Source organism: Erythrobacter sp. F6033 (genome assembly GCF_023016005.1).
Lineage (GTDB): Bacteria > Pseudomonadota > Alphaproteobacteria > Sphingomonadales > Sphingomonadaceae > Erythrobacter.
Genome location: NZ_JALKAZ010000002.1, coordinates 419,529 through 433,740, shown reverse-complemented (window position 1 = coordinate 433,740; position 14,212 = coordinate 419,529). Strand labels below are relative to the sequence as shown.

Sequence of the window (14,212 nt, the reverse complement as noted above, 5' to 3'; positions counted from 1 at the left end):
AATGGCGCAAAGTTCTCTCTGCCATGGCTGGCCCACTTGCACCCGGAAGCCGGGCGTTCGAAGTTGTCCGCCGCACGTCTTACGGCACCTACAATGATGGCTTCATCCATGCGGGCAATCTTGCCTACCTTTCCATGTTGGCGATCTTCCCGTTCTTCATCATCGGCGCTGCAATTATTGAATTGGTCGGCGGTCAAGAGCTCGCGGTTCAGATGGTAGACGCAGTTGTACTGGGTATGCCGCCGACAGTCGCCGGTGTGATTGAACCGGTCGCCCGGGATGCCATGATAGCGCGCGAAGGATGGCTGTTATGGTTTGGCGCAGGCGTAGCGCTCTGGACCGTTTCAAGCCTGATTGAGACCATACGCGATATCCTCAGGCGTGCTTATGGCACCAAAGCAAGCCATGCATTCTGGAAGTATAGGCTGTTCTCCGCAGGCCTCATATTGGGCGCGGTCGTGCTGCTTATGGTGAGCCTGTTTGCGCAAGTCGCCATTGGAACAGCGCAGCAGGTGATCGATGCTCGCCTGCCGCAATTGACAGAGCTCATCGGCGCCTTGCGTCTTTCGCGGATTGTGCCGGCATTGGGCCTAGGGTTTTCGCTTTACCTGCTGTTTTATACGCTTACGCCCGGCGAATACCGGACCCGCAAATACCCGAAGTGGCCCGGCGCTCTGTTTACAGCGATGTGGTGGCTCGGCGTAACAACAGCTTTGCCAATCGTACTTCGCCAGTTTTTTACGTATGATTTGACCTATGGCAGCCTTGCCGGAATTATTATCGCGCTGTTCTTTTTCTGGCTGGTTGGGCTTGGCCTCGTTATTGGCGCAGAATTGAATGCAGCGCTCGCTGAACCAGAGAATGCCAGCGATACATCTGAGGAGAATGCAGGATGAGCGAGTCAGTAGCAAAATTGATGGCCGGCAAACGTGGTCTCATCATGGGCTTGGCCAATGACAAATCGCTGGCCTGGGGCATTGCCAAGCAACTTGCCGAACATGGCGCCGAACTCGCATTTTCCTATCAGGGAGACGCACTGGCAAAGCGTGTGAAGCCGCTTGCCGAGCAGCTCGGCAGTGATTTCTGTTTTGAATGCGACGTATCGGACATGAATTCGCTGGATAGCGCGTTCGATACCCTCAAAGAGCGCTGGGATACGCTTGATTTCGTCGTCCATGCCATTGGCTTTTCCGACAAAAGCGAACTGCGCGGCAAGTATGTTGATACCAGCCTCGATAATTTCCTGATGACCATGAACATCTCTGCCTATTCGCTGGTCGCGGTGACAAAGCGGGCGGCCGAGATGATGCCTGAAAGCGGCGGGAGCATCCTGACGCTGACATATTACGGGGCGGAGAAGGTTGTTCCGCATTACAACGTGATGGGTGTCGCAAAAGCGGCTTTGGAAACCAGCGTCAAATATCTCGCCAATGATCTCGGCCCGCGCAATATCCGCGTCAATGCTATCAGCGCTGGGCCAGTGAAAACGCTGGCTGCCAGCGGTATTGGTGATTTCCGCTACATCCTGAAATGGAACGAACTCAACGCACCTTTGCGCAGAAACATCACAATCGATGATGTGGGCGGATCAGGCCTCTATTTCCTATCAGACCTATCGTCAGGCGTCACCGGAGAGACCCACCACGTCGATGGTGGCTATCACATTGTCGGGATGAAGCAGGAAGACGCGCCCGACATCGCTCTCGGATAATCTGAGCTTAGCGCGCCACGATCGCAATCTGGCTGAGCCGGGCACGAAGCGTTGCCTCACCGGAAAAAGCACGCGCGTTGATCACCAGTCGCATCTGATCACAACCGGGAGCTTCAGCGACGGCAATCTGGTTTCTGCCCAGAGCAAGCCTCTCTGTCAGAAATGGTTCTGACTGGCCCGGGCAACTCAATTCGATCCGCACGTTTTCGGCTTGGTTCGCATTTGTCTCGTTCTGTTCGAGCCGCAACTCGAATGGCGTTTGTGGCATCGCGAAAATCCGTTCGGCAATCGCACCGCCATTACCTGGCCGAGCGAAGATTTCCAGCAACTCGCCATCCAGACTTGCCTGTGCGCGAAAGCCGCTTTCATCTGTGAAATTCCAGTCAAAGGGCGGGAAATCAGAAGACCAACCAACTTGGCCTGTTCCGCTCTTCTCATCACCTTTTGCGCTGTTTAGATGATCGAACAATGCCTGGGCTGTGGCGAATTCGCCGTCTTTCGCCAGCTGGGATACGAGCCGGCGATCAAAATTTGCATCACCGATAGGTTGTTCAAGCCGGATCGTAGCCAGATTTGGACGGAGGCTGGCTTGTCCGACGGCGTAATTCGTGAAGAAATATTCGTGCCACGGTGATGAGCCATCAAGGTAGCGCACAAAGGCAGGAATGGCCGCCGGATTTTCCAACGCTTGACCCAATACCGGGAAGAACTCGCGCGAATATTCGGGGTGCACGCGCAAGATCTGATCCAGCGTTTCGATAACCTGACTGGTTTCCTCATTCGCCAAACGTGCTTCTAGGGTAAGGCCTTGAAGAGTCAGATCACGCCGATTGAGCTGTGAAGCGGCAATGGCTGCTTTGTGACGCTCCGTTTCCGGTTCAGAAAGTGCGAGCAACGCCAGCGCTTTGGCACTGGTCGGATCGCGCCTGAGCGCCTCAACGGCCAATGATCGGGCAGATCGTGCCGCACCGGAAAGGTCATTGGGATTGAGGGCGGCTTGCTCAGAAAAGGACGCAAAAGCGGCATTCTCATAAGCCGCCGCGTTTGCGCTGAACAATTGAAACGCGACGTCCGGCGAACTTTTTGTCGCAAGCATACTAAGGGTTTGAAGCGCAACGATGATGCTCAGCGCAAGACCGATCGTGACACTGATTGCCAGGCGTTTGGGAGCAATTTTCGTCACAGGTCAAATCGGTCCAAATGATCTTTCAGATGCGCAGTTGCCGCAATCCTACTTTTCTTCGGTGGCGCCATAACCGTAGCCATAGCCATAGCCGTACCCATAACCATAGGCCGCGCCCTTATCGTCCAGCTTGGTCACAATCGCACCAAAGACCTTTGCACCGGTCGCTTGAATTCTGCCGAGCGCATTCTCGATAGCGCGCAGTTTCATTCGATCGAACTCGACAACATAAACAACGCCGTCCACGACGCGCGACAATTCAATCGCATCAGCGAGCGAGAGCATCGGCGCGCTATCGATGATCACATGATCGTATTGCCCTTTGGCAAGCGTCAGAATCTCTTTGAAGCGAGGGCTTGCGAGCAATTCCACAGGATTTGGCGGTGTCTGGCCATGCGGCAAGAAGTCAAAGTCATGCCCTTCGACCTTGACTGTTTCGGACCCCACACTGTCGCTCGCGCCAGTGAGTAGAGAGGTAAGTCCTCCACCTTCCGCAGCCGCGGCTCCGACAAGATCGACCATACGCGAATTGCGCAAATCGGCATCAATGAGCAGGGTTTTCTTGCCGAGTTGGGCGAAGCTAGAAGCCAATGCGAAAGACGAAATCGACTTACCTTCGGACGGTACAGAAGACGTGAGCATAATCGATTTCGGCGCACCTTCCGGAGTGAGGAAGGTAAGGTTCGTACGCGCAGATTTGTAAGCTTCCGTGATCTCGGAAGACCGCTCAAGCAGGCTATCCGCAATGGAGGCCCCCTGAATCCTCGGGATCGTGCCAAGCACAGGAAGACCGAGACGGCGTGTAATATCCTGTGGATCTTTGAGGGTCTGACTAAGCGCCACACGGAGGTAAACCAATGCGGCAATGGCCACCACTGCAGCGAACAGCGAAATTAGGAGATTGCTGGCGAGTGATGGAGCATAAGGCGCACTCGGTGGTGATGCGCTGTCGATCAACGTAATATTGTTTTGGCCAGCGCCTGATGCCTCAAGCCCTTTGAACCGCTGCAAGAGCGCATCGTAAAGCTCACGGTTCGTATCGACTTCGCGTTTGAGAATACCGTAATTGATGCTCTGTCCTTGCTGGTTCAGAAAGCGGGACTTGGCCGCTTCAAACCTGGCGCGCAGATCGCGCTCGCGCACTTCAGCAGTCCGCAACACTGAAGAGGTCTCACGCGAAATAGCCGAGCGGAGCGATTCAACCTGAGTTTTCTTTTCGATCAACTCTGGATAGCGCGGACCAAAATTCTGTTCGAGTTGAGCCAATTCGGACTCGGCCTTGATCAGATCGCTCCGCAACTCAGCGCGGGGATCATCATTCGGGAAGTCATTTGACAGGGAAGCAGCACGTGCCTCAATCCTGTTGGAAACCGCAGCAGCAAGCGCAGTGTTGAGGGCCTCCAGATCGTTGGCGATCAACGTCTGACTCGCGCTTTCAGAGCCCGCTTCGCCGCCAGTTGATTCCAGAATTAGGATTTCATTGGCATTCGCATACTGGATCAATTCCGCTTCGGAATCGGCAAGTTTTTCGCGCAATTCTGAGATTTGCGTGTTCAAATATTCGCGTGCTTCAATATTCGCACCGAACCGTTTTTCGTAATTTGCGGCGATGAATTCCTGTGCCCAAAGATTCGATAGTTTGGCTGAAACCGCAGGCGACGAGCTGGAGAAACGGATGTCGACAAGGTTCGACTGAATGATCGGCGAAATACTGACATTCGAGATCAGCAACCCGGTCAGCCGACGATCAGAAATCTCCTGCGCGTTTTGGAGGTTGAACGCGTCCAGAAATTCTTCGTCGCGGCTCAGATTACCGGCCTCAATCACCCGCGTCGCCATAAAGCGCGATTCGAGTAGCTCATACTGGGTGTTGAGATAGGTCAACTCGGATCCGCGCGACCGGCGGTCCAACGGATCAACACCGGTCGTATTATCAACTTCTTGCTGGATTTCGATCCGTGCGCTCGCGCGAAACAATTCGGTCGAGAGCATTGTGGCGACAACGCCCGCCAAGACCGCGAGCGCAATAATGCCCGCAATCCAGAATTTTACCGCCCGTGCCTCAACCCAGTAACGCTCGAGATCAAGGTGGAAGCGATCGCTCGCCTGCTCAACATATCCGGCGTTCTGAGATGCGCCTGCGTCGGAAATCTGATTGTCGGACATAAGGTTCTTTACCGGATGAGCTGATTGAGGATGACGGCTGTCGATGAAATGACAGGCGCGGTAATCGCGATGATTCGGTCAATCCTTCGCCGATTGGGAGAATCGCCGACCATCACCACGTCATCAGCATACAGTTTGGGGTCAGCGTAATTTCCGCGTTGAATTGCGGCGATATTGTATACGCCGATATAGTTCTGGCCTTCGACTGTTCGCATGATCAGGACGTCATCATGTTTCGCATATTCGTCTAAACCGCCAGCCTGATTGACCGCGCGAAGCAGAGTGACATTGCCCAGCGCGGCATAGTTGCCGGGTCTAACAACTTCTCCACCTATCGAAATCGAAGATGACGGGAGGTCTTTCGGGATTACCCGGACTTGCGGGTTGCGCAAATAATCACCGCGCAAACCGTCTGCGATCATACGTGACGCTTCGGTCGGTGACATTCCGGCAACTGGAACCAAGCCCAACAAAGGATACTCGATGTTGCCTTGAGCATCAGTGAGGAATGTCCCGCTCAATGTCTCAGCGCCCACTACGGCAATATCGACCACTTCTTGAGGGCCTAGTCGATAGATTTGCTGTGCGGTTGGTGCAGGCAGTTCTGTAAGGTCCGCCACCTCAATATCTGGCGCGACGCCAAAGGTGCGATCCACGCTGGCGCAGCCGCCTAGCATAAGAGCCGCTGCAGCAATCAGTAGGTGCATTCTTGTCAAATTCATCACGGCCCTCATCGAGTGTCGCTATTGCCATACTGCATTTTGCGACGTGTCCAACAGTTTTGGCGGTAAAATCACTTTAATTTGGGAGCGACGACACCTTGTTGTCACGTGCATCGAAAGCCAACGCAATAACCAGCCAGATCGCGACCAATTGGAAAATTGGTGTCCGAAGCGGATAATCGACGAGAGAAGCCGCCGCTGCAATCGCAAGAATGGAAAGCCAGAACACACAGCGAGCCAGTGCGGATGGCCGCTTTGCAAACAATCGCCGGATTCTGGACGCGATCCACCGCCCCAGTGCGAGCAGCAGCAATACAGCCGGTACGCCGCCTTCGATGATGAGCTGTGCCCAGTCATTGTGCGCCTGATTCACATAGGCAGGGCCCATAAACGTCGTCGGCTCGTAAATCTGGTAGACGGCATCCCATGATCCGAAACCCGTTCCAAACAGCCAATGGGTAGAGATCATGCTCCCAAGAATATATCCGATACGCCAACGCAAATCTTCAAAGGCATTCTGGTTCAAGGCGTCGACGACACCCGGAGCGCGTTCGAACTGCATCAGGCCAAACAGCAATCCAGCCGCCACCGCCAACCCGACAATAATGCTTGCGCGGGGATAGCGAACGATCATGGCGGCTGGCCCCGATGTTTGGCCAACCAGTTCCGGGCGCTTAAGCCAGAGCCAAGCCATTAAGGCGGTCGCAGCATAGGCTGCAGCGCCAAGGCCAAATGCCGCGCGAGAGCCGCTGACCAAGACTGCGAGCGTGACAAGCAAGAACGCGATGGCAAGGGCTATGTTGAGAACACTGGCGCGATCCGGCTTACGCGCGCTCAAACCAATACGCGCGATCACCAAAAGTGTGATCGCCGAAAACACCCCGGAATGGTTCTCATTGGCAAAAATGCCGACAGGCGCTCCGCCATTAGTAAAGGTGTAGAAGTAGAGCGGCCCCTGCGGGTCGCCGATAATTTGCAACAAACCGAGCAGCGCATCCACCACACCGATGCCGACAATGACCAAAAACAAGGTGCGCAATCGCGGCCGCAGCGCCACGGCAAGCAATCCGGCGGAAACCGGCACGATCATGCCCATAAGCGCATTCCAGCCGCGCATTGGCACAAACGATATGGGCCTCCAGGTCGCTTCAAGGCCGTGCAACGCATCAAGCTCAACAATGGCCGCGCGTCCGGGCAATAAATGCCAGATCGACGGGGGAAGCGGTATCAACTGGATCGCAGTCCAGAGCGCCGTAAGCCCCAGAAGCACCATCGGCGCGCGCGCTGCATCCAATTTCTGTTTTGAATACCAGTACAGCGCAGGGATCAGGAACAACGCAGCCAGCGGTCTCAACGCAGCGGCCTGGACCGCATCGAAACGCGAGCTTCCGCCGAGGAATGTCACCAGGCCAGCGAACAGCGCAAGCCAAACGATAACATGGACCGCTTCAGCGCTTGGCCGGTTTGTGCCGTGCCGGGATGTTGCCTGATGGCTCATGGGCTTGGTCTAGCTGAATTCAGTTCTCGATGCTTACAGGAAGTTCGAACCCATGCTTGGCCAGCAAAGCGTGACGCTGGGCTTCCTTGAGGTCCGACGCGACCATCTCTTCGCACATTTCACGCGCAGTGATTTCAGGCTCCCAGCCAAGCTTTTCGCGGGCTTTGGTAGGGTCTCCCAGCAACGTCTCGACTTCAGCAGGACGGAAATAGCGCGGGTCAATCCGAACAATCACATCGCCGACTTTCAAAGCAGGCGCTTTGTCACCCTCAATCGCTGCGACAGTGGCAATCTCATCGACACCTTCGCCGCTAAATTCGAGCGAAATGCCAAGTTCATTGGCCGACCAAGTGATGAATTCTCGCACCGTATATTGCTTGCCCGTCGCGATAACGAAGTCATCGGCCACGTCCTGCTGCAGCATCATCCACTGCATGCGGACATAGTCTTTCGCGTGGCCCCAGTCGCGCAGCGCATCGATGTTGCCCATATGCAGGCATGGTTCGAGGCCCTGTGCGATATTTGCGAGGCCGCGCGTGATTTTCCGCGTCACAAAGGTTTCGCCACGGCGCGGGCTTTCATGATTGAAGAGGATGCCGTTGCAGGCATACATGCCGTACGCTTCGCGGTAATTCACTGTGATCCAGTAGGAGTACAGCTTTGCCACAGCATAGGGCGAGCGCGGATAGAACGGCGTTGTTTCTTTCTGCGGGGTTTCCTGCACCAAACCGTACAATTCGGACGTGGACGCCTGATAGAACTTGGTCTTTTTCTCAAGCCCTAGGAACCGGATCGCCTCCAGCATCCGCAATGTGCCGATACCATCGACATCCGCGGTGTACTCGGGAGCCTCGAAACTTACCGCAACATGGCTCTGCGCGGCGAGGTTATAGACCTCGTCCGGCTCGACCTCTTTGATAATCCGGGTCAGGTTCGATGTGTCGGTCAGATCGCCGTAGTGCAATTTCATCCGGCGGCCCTGCTCATGCGGGTCCTGATAAATGTGATCGATGCGCTGCGTGTTGAACAGCGACGCACGGCGCTTGATACCGTGCACTTCATATCCCTTTTCGAGCAGGAATTCTGCCAGATAAGAGCCATCCTGACCGGTGATGCCGGTGATGAGTGCGGTTTTCGTCATTGTCCCGATGTATCCTTCACAAAGAACTGTCCCACTTTACGCAGGTTTTTCTGGATCAGCACACCCACTCCTCCGACGCCATTTCTCCGAATGGCTGTCAGATCTTCGCGGCTTTTTTGCACGATGCGCTCCAGCGATCGATTGCTTTCCCCACCAACCCGCATTTTGACGAGCACTTCGGGGATATAAGCGAGCTTGACCCCGCCTTTCACCAAATAGCGCAGCATCGCGTCGTAATCCGCAGCAATCTGCAGGCCGGTATCATATAGACCCAGACGGTCAAACACTTCGCGTCGCAGATAGAGCGTGGGATGCGGTGGCATCCAGCCTTGGCGCAATTTTGCCGCGCTGTATTCGCCTGATTTCCAATGGCGGATCACCCGCTCGGGGGCATCTGCAGCGACATATTGCAAATCGCCGTAAACCCCGTCGATTGCGGGATCAGCGAGCGCGGCGGCGATTTTGTCGATCACATGCGGACCCGCAAAAAAGTCGTCGGAATGCATCAATCCGATCGCATCGCCCGTGGCATTGGAAATGCCGCGATTGATCGCGTCGTAGATTCCGTCATCCCGCTCCGAAACGATAACGGTGGAGCTGGTCGCAGCTTCTCGAGCCACATCCAACGTCCCATCGCTCGATCCGCCGTCCTGAATGACATGCTCGATATTCGGGTAGGTTTGCGCCTGCACGCTATCGATGGCCGCGCGGAGCGTGCCCGCGCGGTTGTAGACTGCGGTGACGACGGATATTTTCATGCCAAACTGGCGCTATTTGCTCGCGCCGCCCCGATCAGGCCCGGCCGACTGACGAATATTCGAAGCCTGCGGCCCGTACATCATCAGGGGTGTAGATATTGCGCAAGTCGACAAGCACAGGTGCCTTCGCAGTCGCTTTGACTTTCGCAAGATCAAGCGCGCGGAATGCGTCCCACTCGGTCACGATAACAGTTGCGTCGGCACCCTTGATCGCTTCGTATGGATCGCCGCACATCGTGACGTCAGGCATCAGCGGCTGAGCCAGCTCCATGCCTTCCGGATCATAGGCGGCAACCTCGACGCCGGCATCAGTCAGCGTCTGCGCCACGGCAATCGCCGGGCTGTCGCGCATATCATCCGTGTTCGGTTTGAACGTCAGGCCAAGCAGCGCCGCTTTTTTGCCGCGCGCCTTTTCTGCACCGCCCAGCGCATCAAGAACCTTGCGGCCCATCGCACGCTTACGGCTTTCATTGACGTTGACGACTGCTTCGATGATCCGCGTCGGGCTGTCATAGTCCTCGGCAGTCTTGAGCAGCGCAAGCGTATCTTTCGGGAAGCACGATCCGCCATAGCCCGGGCCCGCGTGGAGGAATTTCGCGCCGATACGGCCATCCATGCCGATACCGCGGCTCACGTCCTGAACATTCGCGCCGACTTTCTCGCACAGATCAGCCATTTCGTTGATGAAAGTGATCTTGGTCGCGAGAAAGGCGTTGGCTGCGTATTTGATCAGCTCGCTAGTGCGGCGGCTGGTGAACAGGATCGGCGATTCGTTGAGGAACAGCGGGCGATACACTTCGCGCATCACGGTTTCGCCAAATTCGCTCTCTGCACCGATCACAATCCGGTCTGGGTGCTTGAAATCGTCAATCGCTGCGCCTTCGCGCAGGAATTCAGGGTTCGATACGACGGCGACCTGATGCTTGGTGCCGGTTTCAGCAATGATCCGCTCAACCTCATCGCCTGTGCCAACAGGAACGGTCGATTTGGTCACAACAACCGCATCATTCGCCAGACTTTCGCCGACTTCTTTGGCAACAGCATAGACGAAGGAAAGGTCAGCGTGCCCATCACCGCGGCGGCTTGGTGTGCCAACCGCGATAAAGATGGCAGATGCATCCTTGATCCCTTCGGCAAGCGACGTGGTGAATGACAGGCGTCCTGCCTTCACATTGCTTTCAACCAGCGTGTCGAGGCCCGGCTCATAGATGGGCATAATCCCGTCATGCAGACGATCGATCTTGCTTTGATCTTTATCGATGCAAACCACATCGTGACCAAAATCGGCAAAACATGCTCCAGAGACGAGGCCCACATAGCCCGAGCCAACCATTGCAATCTTCATGTCATCGGTTCCTTTAATGGTCGCTGTTTAGCGGCCCATGATTTCCGGTAGTCGCTTTTCAAAATAGGCAATCGTCTTGGCGAGCCCTTCTTCAAGCTGGATTTGCGGCTCCCAATCGAGGATTTCCTTGGCCTTGGCAATATCAGGCCGCCGCTGTTTCGGGTCATCTGATGGCAGATCAAGGAAGGTGAGCTTGGATTTCGAGTTCGTCATGTCGATGACTTTCTCGGCCAGTTCCTTGATCGTGAATTCGCCGGGATTGCCCAGATTGATCGGGCCGGTAACGCTCGGATCGGTGTCCATCAGGCGCAGGAAGCCTTCAACCAGATCGTCTGCGAAACAGAACGAACGGGTTTGCGAACCATCGCCGTAGATCGTGATATCTTCGCCCTGCAGCGCCTGAACGATAAAGTTCGAAACCACGCGCCCATCGGCATGATGCATGCGCGGGCCATAGGTGTTGAAGATACGTGCAACCTTGATCTGCAGATCGTGCTGGCGGTGATAGTCAAAGAACAGTGTCTCCGCGCAGCGTTTGCCTTCGTCATAGCAAGAACGCTCGCCAATCGGATTGACGTTGCCCCAGTAATCCTCGGTCTGAGGGTGGATATGCGGATCGCCATAGACTTCGCTGGTCGATGCCTGGAAGATCTTGCACTTCAGACGCTTGGCCAGACCAAGCATGTTGATCGCGCCGTGGACGCTTGTCTTGGTCGTCTGAACCGGATCGTGCTGATAATGGATCGGCGATGCCGGACAGGCGAGATTGTAGATCTCATCCACTTCGACGACCAATGGCTGCGTCACATCGTGGCGCATGAATTCAAAGCGCGGCTCATCATGCAGATGATCGATATTGCGCTTTGTCCCGGTGAAAAGGTTATCGACGCAGAGGACTTCGTGTCCTTGCGCGATCAAACGGTCAATCAAATGCGAGCCCAGAAAGCCCGCGCCGCCGGTTACCAGAATTCGTTTCCGGCTTTCATAAATTCGAGCCAATGTGTGCTCCTGTCAGTCGATCAGGTCCGGTCCGCCGCAGCGGCCTGTTCCTGAATCATCAATCGAATGGTTTTGAAATACCATGCCTTATAGGCCGCATAGTGGAAGCCTTGCGATCCGTCGAGAATGCCGAGTTTCGCAATGTAAGTTGTGAGGAAATAGAAATACGGAAACCACCACTTTGTGAGGTTGCGATATTTGAGCTTTTGACGCCCAGTCATCCGTTCCCAAACGGCCGTGTCATTCTGCATTTTGACAAAGCGGCGCGCTTCCCACTGGGCATAGTCACGGTGTTTCTGAATGAAGTGGCCGAGGCCCTTATAATCGCGGTGATCGATTGGTGCGGAAATCTCTCCGACCTCACCCTCGACAATCGGGTGCTCGTGGATTTCCATGTCGAGCTGGCTCCAGCCATCCTCGTCGATCTTTTCATACATCGCCTTGCCAACGCGAAACAGCGCGAGCTTACGCTGAGCAATTCCGTGCTTCAACGGGCGATCAAGGAAGTAATTGTCATATGCGAGCCAATAGGCGTCTTTGTCATCCTTGGCGATTGCCGCATCGACTTCATCGCAAAACGCATCGTCGAGAAACTCATCAGCATCCAGAAAAAGCACCCAATCCTGCTTGGGCGGTTCGTTCATCAGGAACCAATTGCGCTTCTTCGGGTATTTGCCGTCCCAGCGGAAATCGACCACGCGCGCGCCATATTCGGCTGCGATCTCGCATGTCCGGTCGGTCGATCCACTATCGATCACAACGATTTCAGCAAAGCGGTCCAGCCGCTCAAGACAGCGAGCCAGATTGGCCTCTTCGTTCTTCACTGGAACCGCAACGGTTACAGGGAGAGTGGTTTTGCTGCGCTGCATCATTTCGGCGTTGCATTAGAGGCAAGTCTGCTGCTTGCCCACCCCCAATTTCCGTTAAGGCAACGCGCATAAGATTGCGAGGTAACCTAGCCTTCGCGCTTGCCGATTTCTCGGGCGGGATTGCCGCCGACAATCGTATCCGGCGCAACATCATTCATGGCCACTGCTCTTGCTCCGAGTATTGCCTTTTGGCCGATCGTCACTCCGGGGCCAACGAACGCATCCGCGCATACCCATGCATCATCCTCAACAACCAGCGGTGTCTTGATCAATGGCATGGCCGGATCACGCCAGTCATGCGTTCCCGCGCACAGGTGCGCATATTGTGAGATTGTGGCGCGCGCTCCAATTCGGATTGGGCCGAGCGCATAGAGGATCGCATGATCACCAACCGCGGCCTGCGGTCCAACATCCAAATTCCAGGGGATTGTGATGCGAGTGCTTGGATAAATGTGGGCGTTATCGCCAATCTTCGCCCCGAACATCCGCAACAGCATGCGCCGCCAACCCCATAATGGGCGAGGGCTTAGCCGGAAAAATGGCGTCGCAAACAGCCAAAGCACGCGCCCGATCTGCGCGCGTCGGCTCCATTTCTGAGCGGTTCGGTTCGTGGTAATATCGGTCGTCATCGCGGTGTGCCGGTTTAGGCTCCTTGCATCTGAACGCAAGCCGGGAGCGGTCCTCTGTCCAGGAGCCAATCGTACACCGCCAAATGCTCTTGGGCGACATGGCGCCAACTGAACCTGTCTTGGACGAGCCGACGTCCATTTTCCCCAAGAACGGAAATATCCCTGTCGAGCAGGCCCGATACAAGGCTTTGAGACAGCTCTTCCGGGTCGGTTGTTATCTGTAGCGCGGCATTCTCGGCGAACCCTTCGGGCAGGTTGCAGGCATCGGTCATCAAAACCGGCAAACGGTAAGCCCATGCCTCCAGCACCGACATTGGCAAGCCTTCGGAATATGACGGCAAAACAAATGCATCCGCATCGCGAAGCAGTTTGTCTTTTTCATTGCCAAAGGCCGGGCCGAGAATGGAGATGCTATCCGCCACGCCTTGCTCTGCAATGCTTTGTCGGAGCGGCGCGAGATGCCCACCATCATCCCATCCAGCGATTGCCAGCGACCATTCATCAGTAAGCTCTGGGCGCATCTTGCAGGCAGCGGCCCAAGCATCGATCAGCTCAGAAAGTCCCTTCTTCGGATGGACCCGCCCTAGGAACAACAATGTCTTTTTGCCGCTACGCGGCATGCGTTCGCCAATTTCAGGAAGATCGGTGGCGTTAGGAATAGTCGCAATTGGGCCGGTCAGGCCAAATGCCCGCATCGACGCTGCCTCTGAAGCGTTAAGCGCATGCATGCAGTCCGCTTCACCCAGATTGCGGTTCTCAAACCATGCGCCGACCAGCTTCTTTTTCCAAGCCGAGTTGGATAGCGCCCATGGATCCAGCATGCCTCGCGGGGAGATCATAACTGGGCGGCCAGTTTGGCGTTTCCAATTGTTCACCGCGCGCGAATTGAGCTGCCAAATCCCGTGCAGATGCAGGACATCGTGCTTCGCGTGGTCGAGCCGTTGCGGAAGCGCTGGTGCATAGGGAAAAAGCCCGCCGAGCCGCACAGGCAGAACCTTTGGCTGCAGCGGCGCCCATTCAGCATAGTCAGCCGCGCTATGCTCATCCTCAAGCGCGTAGACACTGACATCGGCACCGATCTCCGCGAGGTTCAGTGCCGATTTGCGAACCGAGTTAAACAACCCCCCAGCATTGCGGGACATTGAACCTGTTACGATACCCAGCGAAAGCGGCTCTTCTTTGCGCATCAAG

General features: G+C 55.5%; 13 protein-coding genes. 2 read left to right on the top strand and 11 right to left on the bottom strand.

The window, feature by feature from the left end:
- The first annotated feature begins 23 nt into the window (after positions 1-23).
- Positions 24-896 (top strand): YihY/virulence factor BrkB family protein, encoded by an 873-nt coding sequence (locus MWU39_RS14210; RefSeq protein ID WP_247160984.1) that lies wholly within the window; start codon positions 24-26, stop codon positions 894-896.
- Positions 893-1,711: an enoyl-ACP reductase FabI gene (fabI, locus tag MWU39_RS14205; RefSeq protein WP_247160982.1), complete on the top strand. Its 819-nt coding sequence runs from the start codon at positions 893-895 to the stop codon at positions 1,709-1,711. The genes MWU39_RS14210 and fabI overlap by 4 nt, the downstream gene beginning before the upstream one ends.
- Before the next feature lie 7 nt (positions 1,712-1,718).
- Here the strand turns inward: fabI and MWU39_RS14200 are convergent, their stop codons facing one another.
- The 11 genes from MWU39_RS14200 to MWU39_RS14150 all read right to left on the bottom strand — a co-directional run bounded on the left by MWU39_RS14200 (position 1,719) and on the right by MWU39_RS14150 (position 14,208).
- Positions 1,719-2,807: a hypothetical protein gene (locus MWU39_RS14200; RefSeq protein WP_247160972.1), complete on the bottom strand. Its 1,089-nt coding sequence runs from the start codon at positions 2,805-2,807 to the stop codon at positions 1,719-1,721.
- 135 nt (positions 2,808-2,942) lie between these two features.
- Entirely contained in the window at positions 2,943-5,060 is a 2,118-nt protein-coding gene (locus tag MWU39_RS14195) for a polysaccharide biosynthesis tyrosine autokinase (RefSeq protein WP_247160970.1), read from the bottom strand.
- An 8-nt stretch (positions 5,061-5,068) separates the two neighbouring features.
- Positions 5,069-5,782: a polysaccharide biosynthesis/export family protein gene (locus tag MWU39_RS14190; RefSeq protein WP_247160968.1), complete on the bottom strand. Its 714-nt coding sequence runs from the start codon at positions 5,780-5,782 to the stop codon at positions 5,069-5,071.
- 76 nt (positions 5,783-5,858) lie between these two features.
- The gene (locus MWU39_RS14185; protein ID WP_247160966.1) at positions 5,859-7,280 is read right to left on the bottom strand and encodes an O-antigen ligase family protein; all 1,422 of its coding nucleotides are present in this window, start codon (positions 7,278-7,280) and stop codon (positions 5,859-5,861) included.
- 19 nt (positions 7,281-7,299) lie between these two features.
- Complete coding sequence (gene gmd / locus MWU39_RS14180) at positions 7,300-8,421, bottom strand: GDP-mannose 4,6-dehydratase (RefSeq protein ID WP_247160965.1); 1,122 nt, start codon at positions 8,419-8,421, stop codon at positions 7,300-7,302.
- On the bottom strand, positions 8,418-9,179 hold the full coding sequence (locus tag MWU39_RS14175; RefSeq protein WP_247160963.1) for a glycosyltransferase family 2 protein: 762 nt from the start codon (positions 9,177-9,179) through the stop codon (positions 8,418-8,420). Before MWU39_RS14175 ends, gmd begins: the two co-directional genes overlap by 4 nt.
- A gap of 34 nt (positions 9,180-9,213) precedes the next feature.
- Entirely contained in the window at positions 9,214-10,524 is a 1,311-nt protein-coding gene (locus tag MWU39_RS14170; protein WP_247160960.1) for a UDP-glucose/GDP-mannose dehydrogenase family protein, read from the bottom strand.
- A 27-nt stretch (positions 10,525-10,551) separates the two neighbouring features.
- Positions 10,552-11,523, bottom strand: coding sequence for a UDP-glucuronic acid decarboxylase family protein (locus tag MWU39_RS14165; protein ID WP_247160957.1), 972 nt, complete (start codon positions 11,521-11,523; stop codon positions 10,552-10,554).
- Positions 11,524-11,543: 20 nt separating this feature from the next.
- The gene (locus MWU39_RS14160; RefSeq protein WP_247160954.1) at positions 11,544-12,395 is read right to left on the bottom strand and encodes a glycosyltransferase family 2 protein; all 852 of its coding nucleotides are present in this window, start codon (positions 12,393-12,395) and stop codon (positions 11,544-11,546) included.
- 83 nt (positions 12,396-12,478) lie between these two features.
- Positions 12,479-13,021, bottom strand: coding sequence for a putative colanic acid biosynthesis acetyltransferase (locus MWU39_RS14155; RefSeq protein WP_247160949.1), 543 nt, complete (start codon positions 13,019-13,021; stop codon positions 12,479-12,481).
- Between the two features lie 14 nt (positions 13,022-13,035).
- A complete protein-coding gene (locus tag MWU39_RS14150; protein ID WP_247160936.1) occupies positions 13,036-14,208 on the bottom strand; it encodes a glycosyltransferase in 1,173 nt (390 codons plus the stop codon).
- Positions 14,209-14,212 lie beyond the last annotated feature (4 nt).

Bases quoted from the DNA above. Each gene is read 5' to 3' on its own strand.
- MWU39_RS14155 (WP_247160949.1), bottom strand. From the start codon at position 13,021: ATGACGACCGATATTACCACGAACCGAACCGCTCAGAAATGGAGCCGA.
- MWU39_RS14150 (WP_247160936.1), bottom strand. From the start codon at position 14,208: ATGCGCAAAGAAGAGCCGCTTTCGCTGGGTATCGTAACAGGTTCAATG.
- MWU39_RS14210 (WP_247160984.1), top strand. From the start codon at position 24: ATGGCTGGCCCACTTGCACCCGGAAGCCGGGCGTTCGAAGTTGTCCGC.
- gmd (WP_247160965.1), bottom strand. From the start codon at position 8,421: ATGACGAAAACCGCACTCATCACCGGCATCACCGGTCAGGATGGCTCT.
- MWU39_RS14175 (WP_247160963.1), bottom strand. From the start codon at position 9,179: ATGAAAATATCCGTCGTCACCGCAGTCTACAACCGCGCGGGCACGCTC.
- MWU39_RS14170 (WP_247160960.1), bottom strand. From the start codon at position 10,524: ATGAAGATTGCAATGGTTGGCTCGGGCTATGTGGGCCTCGTCTCTGGA.
- MWU39_RS14160 (WP_247160954.1), bottom strand. From the start codon at position 12,395: ATGATGCAGCGCAGCAAAACCACTCTCCCTGTAACCGTTGCGGTTCCA.
- MWU39_RS14195 (WP_247160970.1), bottom strand. From the start codon at position 5,060: ATGTCCGACAATCAGATTTCCGACGCAGGCGCATCTCAGAACGCCGGA.
- fabI (WP_247160982.1), top strand. From the start codon at position 893: ATGAGCGAGTCAGTAGCAAAATTGATGGCCGGCAAACGTGGTCTCATC.
- MWU39_RS14190 (WP_247160968.1), bottom strand. From the start codon at position 5,782: ATGAATTTGACAAGAATGCACCTACTGATTGCTGCAGCGGCTCTTATG.
- MWU39_RS14200 (WP_247160972.1), bottom strand. From the start codon at position 2,807: ATGCTTGCGACAAAAAGTTCGCCGGACGTCGCGTTTCAATTGTTCAGC.
- MWU39_RS14185 (WP_247160966.1), bottom strand. From the start codon at position 7,280: ATGAGCCATCAGGCAACATCCCGGCACGGCACAAACCGGCCAAGCGCT.